The organism is Dactylosporangium sp. CA-139066 (assembly GCF_050936175.1).
Taxonomy (GTDB): Bacteria; Actinomycetota; Actinomycetes; order Mycobacteriales; family Micromonosporaceae; genus Dactylosporangium.
On the sequence record NZ_JBNJNH010000001.1, the window covers coordinates 9,644,693 to 9,663,630 of the forward strand.

36 protein-coding genes and 1 tRNA gene are annotated in these 18,938 nt (G+C 71.5%); 32 read left to right on the forward strand and 5 right to left on the reverse strand.

Going from position 1 to position 18,938, the window contains the following annotated elements; genetic code table 11:
• Window positions 1-3: 3 nt before the first annotated feature.
• Together ACQEVU_RS44085 and ACQEVU_RS44090 are read right to left on the reverse strand one after the other, a co-directional pair.
• On the reverse strand, window positions 4-984 hold the full coding sequence (locus tag ACQEVU_RS44085; protein ID WP_433334612.1) for an RNA polymerase subunit sigma-70: 981 nt from the start codon (window positions 982-984) through the stop codon (window positions 4-6).
• A gap of 27 nt (window positions 985-1,011) precedes the next feature.
• Window positions 1,012-1,084: transfer RNA gene (locus tag ACQEVU_RS44090), tRNA-Gly, on the reverse strand.
• A gap of 140 nt (window positions 1,085-1,224) precedes the next feature.
• Here ACQEVU_RS44090 and ACQEVU_RS44095 point away from each other — a divergent pair.
• Window positions 1,225-1,956 (forward strand): hypothetical protein, encoded by a 732-nt coding sequence (locus ACQEVU_RS44095; RefSeq protein WP_433334614.1) that lies wholly within the window; start codon window positions 1,225-1,227, stop codon window positions 1,954-1,956.
• A gap of 324 nt (window positions 1,957-2,280) precedes the next feature.
• Here the strand turns inward: ACQEVU_RS44095 and ACQEVU_RS44100 are convergent, their stop codons facing one another.
• From ACQEVU_RS44100 to ACQEVU_RS44110, 3 genes are all read right to left on the reverse strand, one after another.
• Complete coding sequence (locus ACQEVU_RS44100; protein WP_433334616.1) at window positions 2,281-3,774, reverse strand: recombinase family protein; 1,494 nt, start codon at window positions 3,772-3,774, stop codon at window positions 2,281-2,283.
• Entirely contained in the window at window positions 3,774-4,076 is a 303-nt protein-coding gene (locus ACQEVU_RS44105; RefSeq protein ID WP_433334618.1) for a hypothetical protein, read from the reverse strand. Before ACQEVU_RS44105 ends, ACQEVU_RS44100 begins: the two co-directional genes overlap by 1 nt.
• Before the next feature lie 148 nt (window positions 4,077-4,224).
• Window positions 4,225-4,671: a helix-turn-helix domain-containing protein gene (locus ACQEVU_RS44110; RefSeq protein ID WP_433334620.1), complete on the reverse strand. Its 447-nt coding sequence runs from the start codon at window positions 4,669-4,671 to the stop codon at window positions 4,225-4,227.
• Window positions 4,672-4,866: 195 nt separating this feature from the next.
• Between ACQEVU_RS44110 and ACQEVU_RS44115 the strand changes: the two genes are divergently transcribed.
• The 31 genes from ACQEVU_RS44115 to ACQEVU_RS44265 all read left to right on the forward strand — a co-directional run bounded on the left by ACQEVU_RS44115 (window position 4,867) and on the right by ACQEVU_RS44265 (window position 18,925).
• Complete coding sequence (locus tag ACQEVU_RS44115) at window positions 4,867-5,151, forward strand: hypothetical protein (protein WP_433334622.1); 285 nt, start codon at window positions 4,867-4,869, stop codon at window positions 5,149-5,151.
• Window positions 5,129-5,272: a hypothetical protein gene (locus ACQEVU_RS44120; RefSeq protein WP_433334624.1), complete on the forward strand. Its 144-nt coding sequence runs from the start codon at window positions 5,129-5,131 to the stop codon at window positions 5,270-5,272. Before ACQEVU_RS44115 ends, ACQEVU_RS44120 begins: the two co-directional genes overlap by 23 nt.
• A 250-nt stretch (window positions 5,273-5,522) precedes the next feature.
• Window positions 5,523-5,861, forward strand: coding sequence for a hypothetical protein (locus ACQEVU_RS44125; RefSeq protein WP_433334625.1), 339 nt, complete (start codon window positions 5,523-5,525; stop codon window positions 5,859-5,861).
• Complete coding sequence (locus ACQEVU_RS44130) at window positions 5,858-6,088, forward strand: hypothetical protein (protein ID WP_433334627.1); 231 nt, start codon at window positions 5,858-5,860, stop codon at window positions 6,086-6,088. The genes ACQEVU_RS44125 and ACQEVU_RS44130 overlap by 4 nt, the downstream gene beginning before the upstream one ends.
• Complete coding sequence (locus tag ACQEVU_RS44135; RefSeq protein WP_433334629.1) at window positions 6,085-6,510, forward strand: SsgA family sporulation/cell division regulator; 426 nt, start codon at window positions 6,085-6,087, stop codon at window positions 6,508-6,510. The genes ACQEVU_RS44130 and ACQEVU_RS44135 overlap by 4 nt, the downstream gene beginning before the upstream one ends.
• A gap of 110 nt (window positions 6,511-6,620) precedes the next feature.
• Window positions 6,621-6,761, forward strand: a complete 141-nt coding sequence (locus ACQEVU_RS44140; protein ID WP_433334631.1) for a hypothetical protein — start codon at window positions 6,621-6,623, stop codon at window positions 6,759-6,761.
• Window positions 6,761-7,138 (forward strand): hypothetical protein, encoded by a 378-nt coding sequence (locus ACQEVU_RS44145; RefSeq protein WP_433334633.1) that lies wholly within the window; start codon window positions 6,761-6,763, stop codon window positions 7,136-7,138. Before ACQEVU_RS44140 ends, ACQEVU_RS44145 begins: the two co-directional genes overlap by 1 nt.
• 5 nt (window positions 7,139-7,143) lie before the next feature.
• Window positions 7,144-7,452: a hypothetical protein gene (locus ACQEVU_RS44150; protein WP_433334635.1), complete on the forward strand. Its 309-nt coding sequence runs from the start codon at window positions 7,144-7,146 to the stop codon at window positions 7,450-7,452.
• On the forward strand, window positions 7,449-7,679 hold the full coding sequence (locus ACQEVU_RS44155; protein WP_433334637.1) for a hypothetical protein: 231 nt from the start codon (window positions 7,449-7,451) through the stop codon (window positions 7,677-7,679). The genes ACQEVU_RS44150 and ACQEVU_RS44155 overlap by 4 nt, the downstream gene beginning before the upstream one ends.
• On the forward strand, window positions 7,676-8,560 hold the full coding sequence (locus tag ACQEVU_RS44160; protein WP_433334639.1) for a PD-(D/E)XK nuclease-like domain-containing protein: 885 nt from the start codon (window positions 7,676-7,678) through the stop codon (window positions 8,558-8,560). Before ACQEVU_RS44155 ends, ACQEVU_RS44160 begins: the two co-directional genes overlap by 4 nt.
• 26 nt (window positions 8,561-8,586) lie before the next feature.
• Entirely contained in the window at window positions 8,587-9,537 is a 951-nt protein-coding gene (locus tag ACQEVU_RS44165; protein WP_433334641.1) for a hypothetical protein, read from the forward strand.
• Entirely contained in the window at window positions 9,534-10,094 is a 561-nt protein-coding gene (locus ACQEVU_RS44170; protein ID WP_433334643.1) for a hypothetical protein, read from the forward strand. The genes ACQEVU_RS44165 and ACQEVU_RS44170 overlap by 4 nt, the downstream gene beginning before the upstream one ends.
• Entirely contained in the window at window positions 10,088-10,483 is a 396-nt protein-coding gene (locus ACQEVU_RS44175; RefSeq protein ID WP_433334645.1) for a hypothetical protein, read from the forward strand. The genes ACQEVU_RS44170 and ACQEVU_RS44175 overlap by 7 nt, the downstream gene beginning before the upstream one ends.
• Window positions 10,480-11,406 carry an exonuclease domain-containing protein gene (locus tag ACQEVU_RS44180; RefSeq protein WP_433334647.1) on the forward strand — a complete coding sequence of 309 codons (927 nt, stop codon included), beginning with the start codon at window positions 10,480-10,482 and terminating at the stop codon, window positions 11,404-11,406. The genes ACQEVU_RS44175 and ACQEVU_RS44180 overlap by 4 nt, the downstream gene beginning before the upstream one ends.
• The gene (locus tag ACQEVU_RS44185) at window positions 11,403-11,651 is read left to right on the forward strand and encodes a hypothetical protein (RefSeq protein ID WP_433334649.1); all 249 of its coding nucleotides are present in this window, start codon (window positions 11,403-11,405) and stop codon (window positions 11,649-11,651) included. Before ACQEVU_RS44180 ends, ACQEVU_RS44185 begins: the two co-directional genes overlap by 4 nt.
• The gene (locus tag ACQEVU_RS44190; RefSeq protein WP_433334651.1) at window positions 11,648-12,253 is read left to right on the forward strand and encodes an Lsr2 family DNA-binding protein; all 606 of its coding nucleotides are present in this window, start codon (window positions 11,648-11,650) and stop codon (window positions 12,251-12,253) included. The genes ACQEVU_RS44185 and ACQEVU_RS44190 overlap by 4 nt, the downstream gene beginning before the upstream one ends.
• Window positions 12,250-12,456: a hypothetical protein gene (locus ACQEVU_RS44195; RefSeq protein WP_433334653.1), complete on the forward strand. Its 207-nt coding sequence runs from the start codon at window positions 12,250-12,252 to the stop codon at window positions 12,454-12,456. The genes ACQEVU_RS44190 and ACQEVU_RS44195 overlap by 4 nt, the downstream gene beginning before the upstream one ends.
• An 11-nt stretch (window positions 12,457-12,467) precedes the next feature.
• The gene (locus ACQEVU_RS44200) at window positions 12,468-12,881 is read left to right on the forward strand and encodes a hypothetical protein (protein WP_433334655.1); all 414 of its coding nucleotides are present in this window, start codon (window positions 12,468-12,470) and stop codon (window positions 12,879-12,881) included.
• Window positions 12,878-13,177, forward strand: a complete 300-nt coding sequence (locus tag ACQEVU_RS44205; protein WP_433334657.1) for a response regulator transcription factor — start codon at window positions 12,878-12,880, stop codon at window positions 13,175-13,177. Before ACQEVU_RS44200 ends, ACQEVU_RS44205 begins: the two co-directional genes overlap by 4 nt.
• Window positions 13,178-13,349: 172 nt before the next feature.
• The gene (locus tag ACQEVU_RS44210) at window positions 13,350-14,291 is read left to right on the forward strand and encodes a DUF5131 family protein (protein WP_433334659.1); all 942 of its coding nucleotides are present in this window, start codon (window positions 13,350-13,352) and stop codon (window positions 14,289-14,291) included.
• The gene (locus ACQEVU_RS44215) at window positions 14,288-14,638 is read left to right on the forward strand and encodes a hypothetical protein (protein ID WP_433334661.1); all 351 of its coding nucleotides are present in this window, start codon (window positions 14,288-14,290) and stop codon (window positions 14,636-14,638) included. The genes ACQEVU_RS44210 and ACQEVU_RS44215 overlap by 4 nt, the downstream gene beginning before the upstream one ends.
• The gene (locus tag ACQEVU_RS44220) at window positions 14,635-15,018 is read left to right on the forward strand and encodes a hypothetical protein (protein ID WP_433334663.1); all 384 of its coding nucleotides are present in this window, start codon (window positions 14,635-14,637) and stop codon (window positions 15,016-15,018) included. The genes ACQEVU_RS44215 and ACQEVU_RS44220 overlap by 4 nt, the downstream gene beginning before the upstream one ends.
• A complete protein-coding gene (locus tag ACQEVU_RS44225) occupies window positions 15,015-15,497 on the forward strand; it encodes a YkgJ family cysteine cluster protein (protein ID WP_433334665.1) in 483 nt (160 codons plus the stop codon). Before ACQEVU_RS44220 ends, ACQEVU_RS44225 begins: the two co-directional genes overlap by 4 nt.
• Window positions 15,494-15,637, forward strand: coding sequence for a hypothetical protein (locus tag ACQEVU_RS44230; protein WP_433334667.1), 144 nt, complete (start codon window positions 15,494-15,496; stop codon window positions 15,635-15,637). Before ACQEVU_RS44225 ends, ACQEVU_RS44230 begins: the two co-directional genes overlap by 4 nt.
• A gap of 157 nt (window positions 15,638-15,794) precedes the next feature.
• Window positions 15,795-16,229 carry a hypothetical protein gene (locus ACQEVU_RS44235; RefSeq protein WP_433334669.1) on the forward strand — a complete coding sequence of 145 codons (435 nt, stop codon included), beginning with the start codon at window positions 15,795-15,797 and terminating at the stop codon, window positions 16,227-16,229.
• Window positions 16,226-16,591, forward strand: coding sequence for a WhiB family transcriptional regulator (locus tag ACQEVU_RS44240; RefSeq protein WP_433334671.1), 366 nt, complete (start codon window positions 16,226-16,228; stop codon window positions 16,589-16,591). The genes ACQEVU_RS44235 and ACQEVU_RS44240 overlap by 4 nt, the downstream gene beginning before the upstream one ends.
• On the forward strand, window positions 16,588-17,214 hold the full coding sequence (gene tmk, locus ACQEVU_RS44245) for a dTMP kinase (protein ID WP_433334673.1): 627 nt from the start codon (window positions 16,588-16,590) through the stop codon (window positions 17,212-17,214). Before ACQEVU_RS44240 ends, tmk begins: the two co-directional genes overlap by 4 nt.
• Complete coding sequence (gene thyX, locus ACQEVU_RS44250) at window positions 17,211-17,975, forward strand: FAD-dependent thymidylate synthase (protein ID WP_433334674.1); 765 nt, start codon at window positions 17,211-17,213, stop codon at window positions 17,973-17,975. Before tmk ends, thyX begins: the two co-directional genes overlap by 4 nt.
• On the forward strand, window positions 17,972-18,208 hold the full coding sequence (locus tag ACQEVU_RS44255; RefSeq protein WP_433334676.1) for a hypothetical protein: 237 nt from the start codon (window positions 17,972-17,974) through the stop codon (window positions 18,206-18,208). The genes thyX and ACQEVU_RS44255 overlap by 4 nt, the downstream gene beginning before the upstream one ends.
• Window positions 18,208-18,468, forward strand: a complete 261-nt coding sequence (locus tag ACQEVU_RS44260) for a hypothetical protein (protein ID WP_433334678.1) — start codon at window positions 18,208-18,210, stop codon at window positions 18,466-18,468. The genes ACQEVU_RS44255 and ACQEVU_RS44260 overlap by 1 nt, the downstream gene beginning before the upstream one ends.
• A gap of 256 nt (window positions 18,469-18,724) precedes the next feature.
• Complete coding sequence (locus ACQEVU_RS44265; protein WP_433334680.1) at window positions 18,725-18,925, forward strand: hypothetical protein; 201 nt, start codon at window positions 18,725-18,727, stop codon at window positions 18,923-18,925.
• The last annotated feature ends 13 nt before the right edge of the window (window positions 18,926-18,938 follow it).

Below are 18,938 nucleotides of genomic sequence, written 5' to 3' on the forward strand. Positions count from 1 at the left end.
AACTCATCGCGACCCGCCGGGCAATGTCCGCGGCAGCCCGTACGCCTCGAGATCGTCGACCAGGAACGCCGTGATTGCGCTGATCCGCCCGTCCCGCAGCGTCAGCACGTCGAGGCCTTCGCCGGCGTACAGCCCGCGCGCGTCGTCCCACCGGTACCCGGCCAGCGCCAGCTGCCCGTTCGCCATGGTCGGCAGCAGCCGCCACCGATGGTGGATCGGCCCGCTGCCCAGCGCCGCGGCGACGGCCGCCGGCCCGACGTAGCACTCGGCCATGGGCGGCATGGCCAGCCGCACGTCGTCGGCCAGCATCGCGACGATCGCGTCGACGTCGCCCGACTCCCACGCGCGGGCGTACCGCTCGGCCAGCACCCGCACGCCCCCACCGAGCTCCGCCAGCTCGGCCCGCTGCGACCGGGCCGGCCCGCGCCGCGCCACCACGTCCCGCGCCCGCTGCAGCGCGCTGTTGACCGCGGCAACGGAGGTGTCGAGCAGCTCGGCCACCTCCCGCGCCGGAAACTCCAGCACCGCCCGCAGCACGAGCACCGCCCGCTGCAACGCCGACAGCTCCTGCAGCGCCGCAACGAACGCCAGCTCGACGCTCTCCCGCTCGACGGCCGCCGCCTCGGGCCCGAGCCGCACGTCCGGGTACGGCTCCAGCCACAGCGTGTCCTCGGTCGCCGCCGCCCCTGGCGACAGATCGGTGGGCAGCTCCCGCCGCCCGCGCGCCTCGATCATGGTGAGGCAGCGGTTGGTCGCGATCCGGTACAGCCACGGCCGCACCGACTGCCGCCCGTCGAACCGCCTTACGGCCTTCCAGGCCCGCAGCAACGCCTCCTGCACGGCATCGTCCGCGTCGTGCGCCGACCCGAGCATCCGGTAGCAGTGCCGGTGCAGCTCCGCCCGATACCCGTCGACCAGCGCCGCGAACGCCGCCGCGTCCCCCGCCCGCGCCGCCGCGACCAGCGCCGCTTCCCCCGTCGCCATGCCCCCATCCAACCAAGCTCCCGGGGGCGGGGCCGGCCGGAGTCGAACCGGCGTCATCCGTCTTGGCAAGACGGCGCGACAACCTCTGCGCTACGGCCCCGCCGGTGCGGAGTCTACAAACGCCCTCGTCCGGGCGTGTCGGGTTGTCGGCAGATCGGCCCGCTGCGCTCGGTTCGTCCGTCAACCTGTGGCGAATGTTTCGCGGGAGGTCGTGCGGTGGCTCGGATTTCGGGTGTGGCGGTGCGGGTCGCAGCGGGAGTCTTCGCCCTGACGTGGCTGGTGTACCCCGGCTTCGGCCTGATCGACCTGTCGGTGACGTGGGACCCGTTCTGGGCGGTGGCGCTGGAGGCCGGCTGGGGTCTGCTGTTCACGGTGTTCGTCGCCGCCCCCTTCGTATGGGTCGCCGTGCGGCCGCGGCGGGCGGCGCCGGCCGTCGTGCAGCTCCTGGTCACCGCGGCGGCGCTGGCGGTGTCCGCCGTCGCGTCGCTGGAGTGGCCGCTGCTGCTCGTCGCGCTGGCCGTGGCCGTCGAGGCCCTGCTCGTCGCGTTCGTGCCCGGCCGCGAGCCGCTCGCCGCCGGCGGTTTCGGCCTGGATCGGCCGTCGGCGGCCCTGGCCGTCGCGGCGGCTCCGTGGCTGGCCTACGCCAACGCGATGTACGCGGCCAACCGCCGCGAACAGCCCGTCGACGTCAGCATCGGCATCGACCACTACGCCGTACAGGGCGCCCTCGCGCTCGGGCTCGTCCTGCTGAGCGCCACGGCGGCCGTGTGGCCGCGGGGCCGCCGGTTCATCGGGATCTGCGCCGCGGTGGCGGCCGGGTACCTCGGGCTCGTGTGCTTCGCCTGGCCCGGTACGACCGCGGGCCTCCCAGCGGTCTGGGCCGCGCTCGGCCTGGCGTGGGGCGTCGTCTTCGCCGCGGTCGCCGTCCTGCGGGGCGCGCCCTCGCGCACCCCGCGCCCCGCGTCGGTCTAGCCCGCACCCCTACTGGTCCACAGTGGACGTAGTCTTTTTTTTCAAGTTGGTCTTGGAACGACGCCCTTGCGCGGCCGTCGCATCGGCGCTGGCCACGGGCTCGCGCGTAGCAGATCACCGGGCCGCGCGCGACCCCGTCCACAAGCACCGGGTTATCCACAGATTCGCGGTCCGGCCCGAGCGGCGACCGCCGGTTTCACGCACGCTGGCCCTCGACCGAACGCAACAGTGGAGGGAGCAGGACCGTGTTCGAGACCATGGTCACCATCGTCCGCATTCGCAAACAACAATGATTGTTTCCGCACGTCAAAGCCCAGATCAGGTCTACTCGTCGTACGTCCAGTGGAACCTGACCCTGGTGACCAGCGCCTCGGGAGGCTCCCGCCAGTACGCCGCCTTACGGACCGTCACATCGCTGACAACCGATCGCAGCAGGGTGTTCCGCTCCGTGCCGTTCGCGTCCGGCCACAGCTCCAACATCTCCTCGACCGCCTTCCGCAGCTTCGCCGGCGCCGGCATCCGCGTAGCCTGCCGCAGCTGCGCCTCCCGAGTCTCGAGGCGACCCAGGTCGGCCTCGAAGTCGGCGATGTTCGTCTCGTACGCGGCATCCGGCACCTTCCCCAGCGCCCAACGTTTCGTGAGCTTCGCCATCGCCTCCCGGATACGGAGCCGTTCCGCCTCCACCGACGGCAGCGACGCCGCAGCCCTGTCGACCGTGGCCTGCCGCCGCGCCAACGCGACCTGATCGACAGGCAGGTGCCGGGCGTAGTCGACGACCTCGTCCAGGACCCGCTGCTCGATCGGCGCGTACAGCGGCGACCCGACCCCCTTGCAGGTCTGCACCTCCTTGCCGTGCTTGCACACGATCCGCCGGGTCGGCTTGTCCTTGCCGTGCTCGGTCGAGTGCCACACCTGCAGGTGCTTGTCGCAGTGGGCGCACAGCAGCAGCCCGGTGAGGCTGTAGGCGGGTGCGAGGTGCCGGGGCGGGGTGACGGCGTCGCGGGCCATGCGCTGCTGGGCGCGGTTCCACGTCTCGGCGTCGACGAGCGGCGGATGGACGCCGGGGACGTCGATGGTGCCGCCGGTGGAGGACTCGACGACGATCCGGCCGGCGTAGAGCGGGTTGCGGAGCATCACCTTGACCCGGGACTTGGCGACGGGCCGGCCGCGGGCGGCGGCGAGCTTGTCGGTGATGTCGGCGACGAGCTCGCCGTCGGCGTAGGCGCGGAACATGTCGGTGACGACGGGGCCGAGGATCGGGTCGATCTCGAGGCCGTCGCCGGTGCGGCGGTAGCCCTGGGCTGCGTTGCCGTGGGCGAGGCCGAGCCGGGCGCGGCGTTCGATGATCCGTGCCCAGGTCTGGCCGATCTGATTGCCCTGCAGTTCGGCCATGTTGAGGAACAGGCCGACCATGAACTGGCCTTCGGGGCTGTCGTCGATCTTCTCCGAGGCGGACATGATCCGGACGCCGCGTTCGCGCAGCCAGCGGACGAACAGGAGGGATTCGGCGAGGTTGCGGCCGACGCGGTTGAGCATGAAGACGGCAACCACGTCGATTTCGCGGGCTTCAACCAGGTCCCGGATGCGGCGGATGCCGGGACGGTCGAAGGTTTGACCGGAGACGTCGATGTCGTCGTCGATGACGGCGGTCTCGCGGAGTCCTTCGCGGTGGATGAGTCCGCGCATGCCGTCGAGTTGGACTTCGGGGCTGTGGAAGCCGTCGCCTTCGCGTCCCATGAGGGAGCTCACGCGCACGTAGAGGGCGACACGCGTGGCGGAGGTGGTGGCCGGCTGGGTTTTGGGGCGGCGTCTGGGCATTAGCGCCTGCGCAATTGGGTTGGTGTGGCGGGTGGGGTGGCGTTGTGGATGCCTTCGAGGACGCCTTCGGCGTGGCGTTCGTCGCCGTGGCGTTCGACGCGGTCGATGAGGTCGCGGATGGCGTCGATGACCCGGTCGGTGCAGGCGAGGAGGGCGTAGACGACCCAGGCGTGGGCTGCGAGTTCGCGGAGGGTGGAGGGGGCGCCGTGCCAGTTGTCGACGGTGGCGATGACGGCGGTGACGGTGATGATGACGGCGGTGATGAGGGCTGCGCTTCGGCCGTGGGGGCGTGCAGCGTTCATGGTGGTCTCCTGGGGTCAGGGCACGCCGCTGCTGGCGGCGTGCGTGGCGGCTGACCCCCGGCTACGCGCATGATCCGTATGTCAGGTGTAGCGGGTGTTTCCGGTTCCGGCACGGGAATGAACGAGGATTCATTCCAAAGTTGGAACCTCAGCTTGGGCGCCGCCGAGCCCTGCGTCGATACGGGTCGATGACCCTGTCGACCATGTTCCGGATATAGGTTCGATCGTCATCACTGAGATGCGACCCCTCATCCAGCAGGTCGTCCAGCTCGGTCGCGAGCGGGTCGAGCACTCGCGCCACCGCGCCACCGACGGCATAGCCGGCGGCGACGAGCAGTTCGGCGTGCTTGGCGTTGACCATCTCGCGCACCTGCTCCGACGTTCCAGCGTCGGCCGGTACGAGCGCCTTTGCGATCTGGAGCAGCGTCTCGGAGGTGGGCCGTTCGACGCCGCCGTAGATGAGGCGGTTGAGCGTCGATCCGGCCAGTCCGGCGTCGCGCGCGAACGGCGCCTGCTTGGTGTACCCGGCGGCGGCCATGGCCCGTAGGAGTGCGAACCCGAACTCTGTCGGCGTCTTGCCGGGCGTGCTGTCCACGCGCCCAGATGCTACGCCATTCCAACCCTGGAATGACCGTTGACGCGGGATGGACCGCGTGCGGCGATCGTTGCCATCCATGGCGATCACTGACATGGGCTGAACGTACCACCTCCACATCGCCCAGATGGTTCCCCCGCTGGAATGTCTTCGGAATCCTTCCGCTGATGGCGAGTATCAGCTACTGTTCCATCCATGGAAGGAACGAAAAGGGAGACGCTCCGGCAGCGCAACCGCCGCCCCGCGGTCCTGTTGCGGCCCGGTGCACTCGATCGGCTGTTCGCCGGCACCGGTCTCGTCACCTACGAGGCCCGCGCCGACGACCTCGGCGTCAGCGTCGGCACCCTGCACCGCGCCGCGATGGGCGGCCCGGTCCACGCGCTGCTCATCTGCGCCGTACGCAACCGCTGGCCCGACATCCCGTACGAGCGCAACTTCACCGAGGGGTGGGTGAGCCGTGGAGCCGGTCAGGCCGCTTGACCCGGACAGCGCCGCCGGGAAAGCCGCCGCCCGGGCGCTGACCCTCGCCATCGACCAGGTCCGCCGCAGCATCGCCGCCCGCAAGGCCCGACGCGCCGGCCAGGACGTCAAGGCCGCCTGAGACGAAACGGGGCCCCGACGGTGGCACCCGCCGAGGCCCTGCGCCAACCCGACCAAACCAAGCGAAAGGGGTCGACGCTCATGCTTCGACCAGATCGTACGGCCAACACGGCGTCGACCGCCACCGCGGCCGTCACGGAGGAAGACGTCCTCCGCGCCTATAACCGGAGCTGGCGCGACACGGCGTTCGGCCGCCGCCGCCACTTCGAGACCTGCCCTCGCGTCAACCACCGCGGCTGTGGTGATGCGGCATGACCGCCGTCCTCGCCCGGACGACCGTCGAGGTGAACCCGTCCTACGTCCACCGCACCAACGACCTGGTCCAGGCCGTCCGCCTGCCGTCCGGCCGCTGGGCGGTCAAGGTGCGCCAGGTCCGCGGCGGCTGGCTCGGCTGCGCGGTGTCGCTCGGCGACGGTTCGGCGTTCTCGCTCGTGTTCGGCCCGGACGCCGGCGAGGTGTTCGCGGTCGCGGTCCGCTGGGCCGACTCGGCGCGGACCCTCGGGATGCGCATGGACCGGGTGGTGTTCGCCGGGTACGGCGACGCCCTCGGTGAGCGGCCGGTCGACGTCGACGAGCTGGCGGCGGCGTGAGCCCCCGGACCCGCGGCGACGCGCTCGAGGCGCTGCTGTTCGTCCGCCGGAACCACGCCGACAACCCGCAGGCCGTGACCGCGTTTGTTGACGCCCGCCGCGAGCTCGCCGACTGGGCTGCCGCGACCGCCCGCACCCCGCACGGCCGGGCCGTCGCCCACGCCCTGCGCTTCGCCGCCGACGCGGCCACCCGAGCCCTCGCCGACCTGCAGGAGATCGCCGCATGAACCGGATCGCCGACCACCACATCCAAGGCAGGGTCGTTATGCACGGCCACGCCGACGGGGTCATCCCGCTCCGCTGGATCTATGACCCGCGGCGACCGTTCGCAGTCACCGTCGACTGCGGCATCGACGCCGTCGGTGCCCGGATTGTGTGGACGTTCGCCCGGGTCGCGCTCGACGTAGGGCGCAACCGGAGGGTCGTCGACCCGGGATGGGTGACGGTCCGGCCGGCGCTGGGCAGCGGCGGCCGGCATGTGCGGCTCGACTTGGCCCCGCCTGGCGGCGAGGTGTGCACGCTCATGGTGCGCCGCCAGCCCCTCGACGCGTTCCTCAACGAGGCGTTCGGCCTGGTCCCGGCGGGTGGCGAGCTCGAGCACCTGGACTGGGACCTTGCTGCGACAGACCTGTTCGGGGTGTCGCGGTGACCGCTGACGCGACAACCGTCGACCTCGCCCCGTTAGCCGCCCGGTTCCGGTCCCGTGCCGCCGCCGTCGATGCGCGACGCCGTGTGGGGCGTGACCGTCCGGCCGTCCGCGTGCTCCTCGGTCTGGCCTGGTGGCTGTTCGAGGTGACGTGGACGGTGCTGTTCCTCGCCGTCGTCGCCGCGGTCGTGTTCGTCGTCGTCCTGGCCGTCCAGGAGGCGGCCGTCGATCTCCTCGGTTGGAGGTGGCGCTGATGCGCCGTCGTCGTGTCGTTTCTTTGATCGTCGGTCTGGCCGCCGGTGCCGCCACATACCTGATCGCGGGCCGGTTCGTGTCGCCGACGTCGTACGGGCCACTGATCGTCGCCGCCGGCGCCGCCGTGCTGGTGGCGATGGGCGTGTCGGAGCTGTGGCTGGCCATGTCAAGGGCCGGCCGGGTCATCGACGCGGCGATCGCCGACGCCCTCGGCACGGACACCGACCAGGACCCGGGCGGCGACGGCGGTCCGCACATTCCGGTCGTCGCCACGTCGGCCGACGCGACCGTCGTCTACGACGCGGACCGGCTCCGGGTGTGGATCGTGCGGCCGAAGGGCCGGCACCGCCGCCCGTCGAAGGCAGGTGCGCGGTGACTCGGATGCTGACGCTTGCCAGGCTGGCTTTCGCGTTCACCGGGGCCACCTTCGCCCTGATCAAGGGTCCCCGGAAGCGCACCGCCGACGCAGACGCTGCGGTCGGGAACCTCGGCTACCAGCCGCGGCACGCCGCCCCGCGCGCAGGCAAGGGTGACGACTGGTGGCCGGCGCACACAAACACCGCGGTTGCCGCTCCCGACCCTGGCAGGCACGCTCGGCCGCCCGGCATCCGCCCCGACCTGCGGATCGAGAAGACCGAGGAGATCAGCGTCGGGGAGATCCGCGCGCTGCACGCTTGGGGTGTCGCATGACGACACTGGCCATGCCGGGCCGGGACTACGACGCGGCGATGCGCGAGGTCGCCGCCGGGGTCGCCCGCAACACCTATCTGGTCGTCGGCGCGGGCCCCTGCGGCGAGACGCACGCCGAACACGCCCGGCCGTACCTGGATGCGGTGCTGCGCGCCGACGAGCTGCGGCACGAGCTCGGGCCCGGCTGGACCGTGACCGCCGTGCCGGTGCGGAGCGTGGCCCGGTGACCACGGTCCTGCCCGAGCGGGCCGTCATCATCGACCAGCCCGGCGTCTACGACCTCGACGAGGTTTCATACTTCGCCGACCCGGTCCCCGCCGGCTCGCTGTCGGCGTCGGGCGCGAAGCTCCTCCTCCCGCCGTCGTGCCCCGCCCTGTTCCGGTACGCGGCGGACAACCCGCCGAAGACGAAGCGCGAGTACGACCTGGGTCACGCCGCGCACAAGTTCGCGCTCGGTGTCGGCGCCGAGATCGTCGCGGTGGAGGCGAACGACTGGCGGACCAAGGCGGCGAAGGAAGCCGCCGCGGAGGCGCGCGCCGACGGCAAGGTGCCACTGCTCGCCCGCGAGGTGGAGCAGGTCAAAGCGATGGCCGCCGCGCTGCGCCGCGACCCGTACGCGTCCGCGCTGCTGAACCCGGACCACGGCAAACCCGAACAGTCGATCTTCTGGTTCGACGAGGGCGCCGGAATCTGGCGCCGGGCACGGCTCGACTGGCTCCCCGACGCCAGCCGGGGCCGGTTCATCATCCCCGACTACAAGACATCGACGTCGGCGAACCCCGAGGACTTCCGCAAGGCCGTCGACAACTTCCGCTACCACGTCCAGGACGCCTGGTACCGCGACGCCGTCAAAGCCGTCGGGCTCGCCGACGACCCGCTGTTCGTGTTCATCGTCCAGATGAAAGAGCCGCCGTACCTGGTGTCGGTCGTTCAGCTCGACGCCGAAGCGCAGCGTGTCGGCCGCGAGCTCGCCGACCGGGCCATCGGCATCTACCGCGACTGCTCCGAGGTCGGCTACTGGCCGGGCTTCACGGTTCCCGGCAGCGACGAAGAAATCCCCGAAATCAGCCTCCCGACGTGGGCCGTCCGCGCCCACGACAACTCCTGACCCGCCACAGCAGAGAAGAGATCACCATGACCCTTGCTGTCCGCACCGAGACCCCGTCCGCCGAGCTGGCGATGCCGTCGCACGACCCGACGATCGGCCGTCTTGTCGAGTGGGCGCAGGCCGCCGACGCCGCCTACCAGATGTCCCGGAAGCTCGCGAACACCGCGTTCGTGCCCGTCAAGTACCGCGGGAAGCCCGAGGAGATGGCGGCGGCGATGCTTGCCGGCGCCGAGCTCGGCATCGACCCGATGGCGTCGCTGCGCGCCTTCCACGACATTCAGGGCACGCCCCGCCCGGCGGCGGAGACGCTGCGCGCGGTGGTGCAGAGCCACGGCCACGACATCCGCATGGTGGAGGCCAGCGCCACCCGGGTGGTGATGAAGGGCCGCCGCAAGGAGCACGCGAACGACCCGGACGCCTGGATCGTCGTGGAGTGGACGATCGAGCAGGCCACGCAGGCGGGGTTCCCGAAGAAGAACCCGAACTGGGGTACGCAGCCGAAGGCGATGCTGATTGCGCGGGCCACGTCGGAGGTCTGCAAGCTCACCGCCAGCGACGCGATCATGGGCATGCCGTCGGCAGAGGAGGCGCAGGACTACGACGCCCCCGACTATGTTCCGGTGCCGCCGCGGGTGACGGCGGCGGAGATCCTCGGTGAGGTCGACGACCAGCCGCCCGCGCCGACGCGGGCCGAGCCGGTGTCGGCGCCGCCCGCCGACGCGGAGCCGATGACGAAGGCGCAGCAGGGCAAGGTGTTCGCCCTGTTCGCGGAGAAGGGCATCAACTCGCCGACCGCTCAGCGCGAGTTCGTGGCTTCGGTGATCGGCCGGCAGATCGCGTCCCGGGGCGACCTGACGAAGGACGAGGCGAAGGCCGTCATCGACGCGGTCGAGCAGCTGGCGATGCCCGCGCCTGCGGCGGAGGTCGACATGGGCGGCGCGGAGCTCGACGACCCGATCGAGGGTGAGCTGCAGTGACCACCGAGCTGGTCGGCCCGCTGCCGACGATCCGGTTCCAGGACGGCACGAAGCAGGCGTACGACGTGCCGAAGGACACGTGCGACCCGCGGTGGCGGGGCTGCACCGTTCACCGCCCGGCGTGCGACTGCCGGGAGGCGGAGCGATCGGAGGAGATCTCCGAGTTGCGCGCCCAGCTGCGCGAGGCCGCCGACGCGGCCCGCGACATCCTTGCCGGGCACGCGATCTGGGCGTACGAGGACGGCCCGAACGGTGAGCGCGAGGTCGGCTGCATGTGCACCGGCTGCCAGATCGTCCGGGCGGCGTGGCTGCTCCCGCACGCCGAGGGCAGCTCCATGACTCGCGACGAGACGGACGGGCTGACCGACTGGCAGCAGGAATGCGAGATGCGGTGGAAGGTGTGCGTCGGCCGCTGCCCGAACCTCGACGAGCACCTGACCCGGCCGGAAGGCAGGTGCGGCTACATCACCCGCGACCGCGGCCACTTCCACGAGCACATGACGCGCCAGGACGGCACGCTAGAGCGCGCAGTCGACCCGGAGTGGGCACCGTGGTGACGCACCCGACGCCGCCGCAGCGACGGGTGCTGCTGGCGGCGCTGACCGTGAACGGTCCGTGGCGTCTCGGCGATCTCCTCACCGCCGCTGGCGACCCGCCGATCCAGCGGCGCACCGTGGCCGCATGCCGTGACCGTGGCTGGCTCGTCCGCAAGGACGGGCCGCCCGGGGCGGCGGTTTGGGACCTTACCGAGGTCGGACGCGCGGAGGTCGCCAACGACATCGACCCGTCGACCGGCCGTCCATGGGGGGTCGACGAGTCCGGCTTCAACCACCAGGAGCCCCACGCGATGAACGAGTACTGCCCGGGCGACTCATGCAGCTACTGCTTCGGCTACCACTGCGGCTGGTTCTGCGAGGACGCGCACAACGATCGGAGCAGCTCATGAAGTGGGTCGCAACGACTCCGCTCATTTCGCTGGACACCGAAACGACGTCGAAATACCCGGACGAGGCGCGCGTCATCGACATCGCCGCCGCCTACGTCACACCCGGCCAGCCGCTCGACCTGCGGCAGGCGTACGTCAACCCGGGTGTGCCGATTCCGCCGGAGTCGACCGAGGTCCACGGCCTGACCGACGAATTCATCGAGGCGAACGGCAAGCCGTCCGCCGAGGTGCTCGACCTGTACCTGACCGAGATCGCCGAGGCGATGCGCGCCGGCGCCGCGCTGGTCGTTCAGAACGCCCGCTACGACCTGACCGTCCTCGACCGTGAGGCGCGCCGGCTCGGCATTCCGCCACTGACTGACCGTCTCGGCGGGAGTGTCCGTCCCGTGGTCGACCCGATCGTCCTCGACAAGCGCCTGATCAAGTACCGCTCACGGGTGTCCGAGAAGCAGGGCCCCCGCGTCCTGAAGACTCTCGCCGACATCTACGGCGTCGCCTGGGAAGACGACAAGGCCCACGGAGCCGCTTACGACGCGGTCATCACCGCCCGGGTCCTTTGGAAGATGGCCGGTTGGTGCGCGTTGCCCCGCCCGCAACTCCTGCAGCGGCAGACGTGCCGGTCCGCGACCTGGAAGAAGGTCCGGCCCGAGGACGCCGCCTGGTTCGAGGCGGTCGGCGCCATGTCGCCCGGCGAACTGCACGAGGCGCAGGTCGGCTGGGCGGCCGAGCAGGCCGAGGGTCTGGCCGTGCACTGGCAGTCACAGGCCGCGGAGAAGCGCGAGCTGGCCGGACGCGACGACCCGCCCGGCGATGAGGCACTGGATGCCGACGAGCGCCGGCGGGTGCTCCTCGACGAGTCCGCCCAGCTGGAGCACGACGCGGCCGGGATCAGCACCGAGTGGCCGCTGGCGGTGGCGGCATGACGGACGAGCGGGACGAGATCGCCTCGGCCGCGATCTTCGCGGTGAAGCGGCATGCCGCGCAGCTGCGCACCGATCCGGCCGCGGTGAACGTCTGGCTGTACGGGCTGGACGAATATCAGCTCCGGACGATGCTCGGCGCCGCGCTGGCTCTGGTGCCGCCGGGGCCGGTCGCCGACCTGTGGTGGCAGCGCGACGGTGACGTGCACGCCCACCGGCGGGCGATCCTGCTGGGTGAGGTCGCATGACCGTCACCGTGCAACCTCATGTGCGGGCGAAGGTGCTGCGCAACTTCGCCTCCGGCGGCCGGCCGGCGGCCATGTCAGCGGGCGTCGCAGCGGCGGCAGTCGAGGAGATCCTGGAGAGCGTCGGCCACGACCAGGCCAGGGCGCGGGAGGCGGCGCAGGCGCTGCGGACGCAGCCCGCCCCGGCCGTAGAGCCCGCCACCCGTGACGGCGACTTCATCGCCGCCGCACCCCAGCCGGCGTCGCCGGTCGCCCGGGTCGACATCGCTGCGACGCTCGCCGACGCCGACGAGGCCGGTGGCGCGTTCGCGGCTACCGCCGACCGGATCAGGGCCATCGCGTCGGCCCTCGCCGACGAGCTCGCCCAACACCGTCAGGTCGCCGAGGCTGAGGCGCTCGTCGAGCGACTCCGCGCCGAACTGGACCATGCGACCGGCAGGCTTGCCGCGCTGAAGCCGGGCAGCGCGGTGAAGGCCGGCAGGAGCCGCGAGGAGTCCCGTGCCGCTCGGGCGTGGGCGGCCCGGAACGGCGTCGACTGTCCGGCGCTGGGCCGGGTGCCGCAGCGGGTGTGGGACGCCTATGCGGCGGCTGGGGGTGCGGCATGAGCCGCGCCGACTACCACGCCGCGATCGACGACGGCGACTTCGACCGGGCCGCCGCGCTGCGTGACGCCGCGCTGGAGGCCGAGCTTGCCGACCTGCTGCGCCGCGCCGACCGTTCACCCGCCGACGACGCCCGCCGGGTCGCGCTGGAAGCCAGGCGCGGCTCGCGGGTCGTCGCGGTCGTCCGCCAGCAGGAGGCGTCGTGACGTTGCCCGACGTGCTGGAGAAGACCGTCGACCGGTCGAAGAACCGCACCAACAAGGCCCGCGGCTCCGCGTTCGAACGCAAGGTTGCCCGCGAGCTCGCCGCAGACGGCTATGTCGTCGTACGGGCTGCGGGCAGCCTTGGCGCCACCGATCTGGTTGCGATCAAGACCGGGCAGGTGCTGTTCGTCCAGTGCAAGATGTCCGGCGCCGGAGCATGCGGGCCCGCGGAGTGGAACGAGTTCCTCCGGATCGCGGAACGCGTCTCGGCGTTGCCGATCCTGGCGTACCGGCCAGGTCGGCAGGGCGTCGCGTACTGGCTGGTGACGGGCCCGAAGGAGCGGCCGACGAAGACGCCGCCGGCAACTGTGTGGACGCCTGACGAAATCGTCGAGGAGGCACAGTTGGCCGTCGAGGCGGCGGCGTGACGGCGCTGCTGACGGCCGCCGAGGTCCGGGCCGCGATTGCCAGCCGGGTCGACGAGATCGGCAAACTCCACGACCAGCTCGCCAGGGTGGACGCCGCCACTCCCCGCCTCACCCCGAGAGTCCTGCGGGCCGCATACATGGCCGCGGCCGGACTCACCGCCCCGCAGATCGCCCGGGAGCGGCACGTGTCCGTCAACACGGTCAAAACCCAGCTGCGGCAGGCGTACCGGGCCCTTGGCGTCACGCGCCGCGCCGAACTCCGGGCGGCGCTGATCCGCCGCCAGACCAACTCCTGAGAGGAGCCACCATGCTCACGATCCCCACCATCGATCTGCTCGGGTGCGTCGGCGCGATCCAGCCGGTCCGGCCGCGCGAGGACAAGGAAGCAGCCTGACGTAAGCCGATGGCCTCCGCCGAGCTATCGCGGCGCACGCGGAGGCCACCTGACCTTGACAAGGAGCATGGCACATGGCGACCAACACCAGCATCGAGTGGACGCACCGGCCCGGCACGATCGCGGCGACACTGAACCCGACGACCGGCTGCGACCGGATTTCCGCCGGCTGTGACAACTGCTACGCCCTGACCATGGCGAAGCGCCTGAAGGGTATGGGCCAGGCGAAGTACCAGAACGACGGCGACCCGCGCACCTCTGGCCCCGGATTCGGCCTGACGCTACACCCGGACGTGCTTGCCGAGCCGCTGCGTTGGCGGGACCCGCGAACCGTGTTTGTGAATTCGATGTCCGATCTTGGGCATGCCCGGGTGTCGCGCGAGTTCCTGGCCCGGTTCTGGGCGGTCATGGCGGCCACGCCGCAGCACACCTACCAGATCCTGACGAAGCGGCCCGAGCGGATGGCCCGCATCCTTACCGACCTGTGCGACTGCGGCGCGGGGCACGCGCCGGGCGTGCACTTCCGGTCCGCGATGGACTGGGCCGCAACCCCGCACAGCCCGACGTACATCCCGGGCGTGAAGTCGACGTACCACACGGCGCCGTGGCCGCTGCCGAACGTCTGGCTGGGCACCAGCATCGAGCTGGACAAGCACACCGGGCGCGCTGACGCGCTGCGGAACACCCCGGCGGCCATCCGATTCATCTCCGCCGAACCGCTGCTGGGCCCGCTGGCGTCGCTGGACCTGACCGGCATCGACTGGCTGATTCTCGGGGGCGAGTCCGGATCCGGATCGCGCCCGCTCGACCTCGGCTGGCTCCGGGAGCTGATCGCGATGGCCCGCGAGGCGGGCACGGCCGTGTTCGTCAAGCAGCTCGGCGCGGTCTGGGCGTCGGACACGTCGTGGGGCGGGCAGCTGGTGTCGCGGACCGACAAGAAGGGCGGCGACTGGACGTTCTGGCCTGACGACCTACGAATCCGGCAGTTCCCGGCGCGTGAGGCGGTGGCGGCATGAGCACCTTCCCCGCGGTCCTGACCGCCCGCGAGACGGACGTCTTCACCGACTACGACGGCATCCAGGTCTCGTTCATCGGCGACGACGGCGGCATGGTCGCCCTCGGCCACCACGACGAAGGCGCCGCCCAGTCCGCGTTCCACCGGCACGACATCTGGGGCCGCAGCCAATTCGACATTTCCACGACGTGGGCGGTCCTCGCTGACCCGCCGACTCACGACTGCGCCGCCACCCCGACGACCGGGTGCGCAGGCTGCGACGAGGCCGACGGGACGCCATGGTGGATGGAATGGGGCGTCGACCAATCCACATCCGGAGCGTTCCCCGTCATGGTGGTGGAAGCGTGAGCCGCCTCATGTCGGTCGCCCTCACCGAGGACGCCGTGCATGCCCGCCGCAAGACCGTGACCCGGCGCCTCGGCTGGGCAACCCTGAAGCCTGGCACCAAGCTCACGCTCTGCAGGAAGGTGATGGGCCGCAAACGCGCCGACGGCACCGTGGAACCGCTGGTCCGGATCGCCGAGGTCGAGGTCGTCGCCGTCCGCCGGGAGCCGCTCGACTCGATCAGCCCGGGCGAGACGGCACTGGAGGGCTTCCCGGAGATGACGGGCGCCGCGTTCGTCGACTTCTTCTGCGAGCACATGCGGTGCACGCCCGGCACGGTCGTGACCCGGGTCGAGTGGCGGTACCTCGACGCCGACCAGCAGCCCGCGGGGGTGGCGTTGTGAGCGTCCAGGAGGCGCTCGACGCCATCTACGCCGAGCTGCCGGCGATCGAGTGCCGGGGCCGCTGCCACGACTCCTGCACGAACATCGACATGACCGGCGTCGAGCGGCGGCGGATTATCCAGGTCGCCGGCGTGACGATCCCGCGCCGGACAATGCGCGACCCGGTCATGCCCTGCCCGGCGCTGACCATCTTCAAGCGCTGCTCGGCATATGAGGTCAGGCCTTTGATCTGCAGGTTGTGGGGCCTTACCCGGGCCATGCGCTGCTCGTACGGATGTGTCCCCGAAGGCGGCTACCTGCCTGAGGCGGTCGCGCTGGATTACATCGCCCGCGTCCACGAAGCCGCCGGGGAGCACGACCGGGCAACGGAGATTCGAGCCGGGCTCGCCAATGGGGCGCTGGACGCCTGGGCCCGTCAGCAGATGGACGCCGCGAACTGGCGCGAGTTCAACGAGGTGCGTAGCGAGGTGCGGCCATGACCCGCTGCCCCGAATGCGTCTGCGACCCCGAGCTGTGCGAGACCGACGACACCGGCGAGCACTGCGTCGATCGGGCGTGCGGCCCCTGCCTGCACGGCTGCCCCCTCGACGACTGCCCCGAGCACGTGGCGGTCCGGTGAACTGCGCCTGGTGCGGCTCCAGCCGCGGACTCCGCCTCACCGTCCCACCCGCCGACGAGCAGCCCGCCCCGTGGCGCGCCATCTGGATGTGCGCCGACCGGGGCGGCTGCCGTCGGCGACTCCACCAAGCCGAAGCGCGCCTCACCGGAGCAACGCGATGACCACCACCTTCCAGACCCCGTCCCGACGGCGCCAAGTCCGCGCCGCTCAGGGAGTCGGCTGGTACCGCACCCGCGACCTCGACGAGGTCGCCGTCCTGCGCGCCACCTGGGGCGACCACCTGAAACTCACCACCGCCGAACGCGACGCCGCCATCGCCCAACTCGACCAGCAAGGCCTAGCCGGCGCCGAAATCGCCCGCCGCGTCGGCTGCTCCCAACGCACCGTCGCCCGGCGCCGCGCCGCCCGGATGGCGGCCGGCGGACCAGCACCGGCGATCGTCGCCGAGACTGCGCAGACGGCGCAGCTGATCGCAGTCCTCGACACCACCGGCCTGTCCGGTCCGCAAGTTGCAGCACTCGCCGGCGTCTCAGTCAGCACCGTCTATTACCACCGCGCGCGGCGCGCCGAAGCTGGGCGGGCCGCAGCATGAGCCAGGAATGGCGGCTCCTCGCCGTGTGCCGCGGCACCGACCCGGCCATGTGGGACTCGCCCACATACAGCCCCGGCGTCGACAACGCCGCCGGGGTTGCGCGCGCCCGGGCCGCGCTCCGCTACTGCGCCGGCTGCCCGGTCAAGGCCGCATGTGACGCCGACGCCGCCGTCCGCCCGCCGGTCGGGGTCATCCGGGCCGGCCGCGTCTACGACGGCGACGGGCAGCCCGCCGACAGCTGCGAACGGTGCGGCGACCCGATCATCACCCGCAACCGGGCGAAGGCCCGGTTCTGCGGCAAGAACTGCCGCAACCTGACCCTCTACCACGCCGCACGGCAAGAAAGGCTGGCCGCCGCATGACCGGAATATTGATCGCGTTCGAGGGCGGCGAGGGGGCGGGCAAGAGCACCCAGATCAAGCTCCTCGAACGCGCCCTCAACCACGACGTGCTCGTCACCCGCCAGCCCGGCGGCACAGCGCTCGGGCAGACGGTGCGCCAGCTCGTCCTGGACGGCGAGCCCGGGACCGTCGACGACCGCGCCGAGGCGCTGCTGTACGCCGCGGACCGGGCCCAGCACGTCGCCGAGGTGGTCCGGCCCGCCCTCGCCGCCGGCCGCACCGTCATCTCCGACCGCTGGGCGGACTCGTCGATCGCCTACCAGGCTGCCGGGCGGGGCATGGACCGCGACTGGATCGCCGCCGTGTCCGCGTGGGCGGCCGGCGGGCTGGTTCCCGACCTCACCGTGCTCCTCGACATCGATCCCGCCGTCGGACTTGCCCGGGCCGCCCGACGCGGTGCCACCGACCGGCTCGAGCAGGAGAACCTCGACTTCCACCGGCGGGTCCGCGGCGCATACCTCGAGCTTGTCGCCGAGGCGCCCGGACGGTATCTGGTCCTCGACGCGACCCGGCCGGTCGACGAGATCGCCCGGTCCATCGGATCGTTCGTCCGGGGGCTCCTCAGCGTGGGGGTGGGCGCGTGAAGACCGCCAAGCCCGCCGTGAAGGTACTCGCGTTCACCTGGTTCGACGCCGAGGTCGCCGAGGCGGAAACCGGCTGGCGGACCGACGCCCGCGGCGGCGAAGCCCTCGCCGAGTTCGCCGGCCGCGACTGCTACCAATCCTGGTCGAAACCGAACCCGGCCACAGCGACGAACGCCGGCTACCTCGCGCACATCCTCGAGGTCGGGCATCTGTCGGTCCTCGAACACGGCACCGTGACCATGCGGTTCACCGGCGTCTCGCGGTCGTTCTCCCACGAGCTCGTACGCCACCGGCACTTCTCGTACTCGCAGCTGTCCCAGCGGTACGTGCCCGCGGCTGACACCGCGATGGTGCTGCCGCCCCTGTTCGGTGACGATTCCCACGCGGCCGAGATTCTGGCCGTCGCAGCCGAACAGGCGATGGACGCCTACGAGGAGATGACGAAACGCGCGGAAGAGCTGCTCGGCGATCGCGGCGTGCCGGCGGGAACATCCCGGCGCAAGCAGGCCCGACAGGCGGCCCGGGCGGTGCTGCCGAACATGGCCGAGACGAAGATCGTCGTGACGGGGAACTACCGGGCGTGGCGACACTTCATTGACCTGCGCGCCACCGTCCACGCCGACGTGGAGATCCGCGAGGTTGCGATTCTCGCCCTGCGTGCGCTGCAGCGGGTTGCGCCGAACGTCTTCGCCGACTACACCATCACCACGCTTGACGACGGCACCGAAGTTGCGGCCAGCCCTTACGCGGAGCGCTCGTGACGGCCGTCGAGGACCCGCACGCCACCTGGCTGGCGATCGTCGCCGAGGCCGACCGGATGCCGGAAGGGGTGTTCGCGGCGGCCGTCACCGACACGATCCGGCGGGTCGTCCGCGCCACCCCCGGCGAACCCCTCGCCCCGCGGGTGGTCGCCGACCCGCGGGGCGCCGCTGAACTGTCCACAGCATGCCTGCGGGAGTGGCGCCGGCGGCATCCCGGCGTGGGGGCGGCCTGATGGACATCGACCTCAACGATCCGACGCAGGTGCTCCTCGGCGAGCTCCGCTACTTTGCCGACGTCCGGCCACGCTGGCGGGCCGTGCTGCCCGACCACGGCCCGGTGAAGGGCGTCAACGAGGCCGACGCCCGGCATCTGGCCGCCCAGTACGGCGGGCGCGCCGAACGGTCTGAGGTGTGGCTGCTGGACGGCGGGTGGGAGGTGCTGGCGCCGTGGCGGCCGGCCGCGCCGGAGGAAGCCGCCGCTGACGGCACCTGACCACGTGAGCTTTCGCGACATGTTCAAGTGCCACAAAGGCTCACGGATGAGGTACGCTGCACGTACCGCTCGCGGAAGGAATGCACGAAAATTCCGCAGCCGGTACGACCGCAGCTATAGAAACGGCCGGCGGGGTCAGCCCTGGTAAGCAACCCCCAACCGGCCGTCCACAACACCCACCCGTCAGGGCACGCGTCGCCGTATCAACATAGCGGCAACGCGCGCCCGGCGGTGGACCGACCCCGAAAGGGTAGCCATGGCCGACAGCAACATCTCCGAGGCGATGCGCGCGATCGCGCTCAAGCGCTGGGCAGACGCCAGCCCCGAGGAGCGCAGCCGAAACACCGCCGCCGCGAACGCCGCCAACAGGACCCGGCCTCGCAAGAAAACCCACGAACGATTCGCGGAGCTCGAAGCCCGCATCGCCGAGCTCGAAGCGCGGCTCGCCGCCGCCTGAACTCCCGCGCCCG

Coding starts and splice junctions, on each gene's coding strand:
- ACQEVU_RS44150 (WP_433334635.1), top strand. CDS start 7,144: ATGCTGACGCTTGCCAGGCTGGCTTTCGCGTTCACCGGGGCCACCTTC.
- ACQEVU_RS44180 (WP_433334647.1), top strand. CDS start 10,480: ATGAAGTGGGTCGCAACGACTCCGCTCATTTCGCTGGACACCGAAACG.
- ACQEVU_RS44240 (WP_433334671.1), top strand. CDS start 16,226: ATGAGCCAGGAATGGCGGCTCCTCGCCGTGTGCCGCGGCACCGACCCG.
- ACQEVU_RS44190 (WP_433334651.1), top strand. CDS start 11,648: ATGACCGTCACCGTGCAACCTCATGTGCGGGCGAAGGTGCTGCGCAAC.
- ACQEVU_RS44105 (WP_433334618.1), bottom strand. CDS start 4,076: ATGAACGCTGCACGCCCCCACGGCCGAAGCGCAGCCCTCATCACCGCC.
- ACQEVU_RS44265 (WP_433334680.1), top strand. CDS start 18,725: ATGGCCGACAGCAACATCTCCGAGGCGATGCGCGCGATCGCGCTCAAG.
- ACQEVU_RS44210 (WP_433334659.1), top strand. CDS start 13,350: ATGGCGACCAACACCAGCATCGAGTGGACGCACCGGCCCGGCACGATC.
- ACQEVU_RS44115 (WP_433334622.1), top strand. CDS start 4,867: ATGGAAGGAACGAAAAGGGAGACGCTCCGGCAGCGCAACCGCCGCCCC.
- ACQEVU_RS44135 (WP_433334629.1), top strand. CDS start 6,085: ATGAACCGGATCGCCGACCACCACATCCAAGGCAGGGTCGTTATGCAC.
- ACQEVU_RS44215 (WP_433334661.1), top strand. CDS start 14,288: ATGAGCACCTTCCCCGCGGTCCTGACCGCCCGCGAGACGGACGTCTTC.
- ACQEVU_RS44125 (WP_433334625.1), top strand. CDS start 5,523: ATGACCGCCGTCCTCGCCCGGACGACCGTCGAGGTGAACCCGTCCTAC.
- ACQEVU_RS44260 (WP_433334678.1), top strand. CDS start 18,208: ATGGACATCGACCTCAACGATCCGACGCAGGTGCTCCTCGGCGAGCTC.
- ACQEVU_RS44185 (WP_433334649.1), top strand. CDS start 11,403: ATGACGGACGAGCGGGACGAGATCGCCTCGGCCGCGATCTTCGCGGTG.
- tmk (WP_433334673.1), top strand. CDS start 16,588: ATGACCGGAATATTGATCGCGTTCGAGGGCGGCGAGGGGGCGGGCAAG.
- ACQEVU_RS44145 (WP_433334633.1), top strand. CDS start 6,761: ATGCGCCGTCGTCGTGTCGTTTCTTTGATCGTCGGTCTGGCCGCCGGT.
- ACQEVU_RS44230 (WP_433334667.1), top strand. CDS start 15,494: ATGACCCGCTGCCCCGAATGCGTCTGCGACCCCGAGCTGTGCGAGACC.
- ACQEVU_RS44235 (WP_433334669.1), top strand. CDS start 15,795: ATGACCACCACCTTCCAGACCCCGTCCCGACGGCGCCAAGTCCGCGCC.
- ACQEVU_RS44155 (WP_433334637.1), top strand. CDS start 7,449: ATGACGACACTGGCCATGCCGGGCCGGGACTACGACGCGGCGATGCGC.
- ACQEVU_RS44085 (WP_433334612.1), bottom strand. CDS start 984: ATGGCGACGGGGGAAGCGGCGCTGGTCGCGGCGGCGCGGGCGGGGGAC.
- ACQEVU_RS44100 (WP_433334616.1), bottom strand. CDS start 3,774: ATGCCCAGACGCCGCCCCAAAACCCAGCCGGCCACCACCTCCGCCACG.
- ACQEVU_RS44195 (WP_433334653.1), top strand. CDS start 12,250: ATGAGCCGCGCCGACTACCACGCCGCGATCGACGACGGCGACTTCGAC.
- ACQEVU_RS44165 (WP_433334641.1), top strand. CDS start 8,587: ATGACCCTTGCTGTCCGCACCGAGACCCCGTCCGCCGAGCTGGCGATG.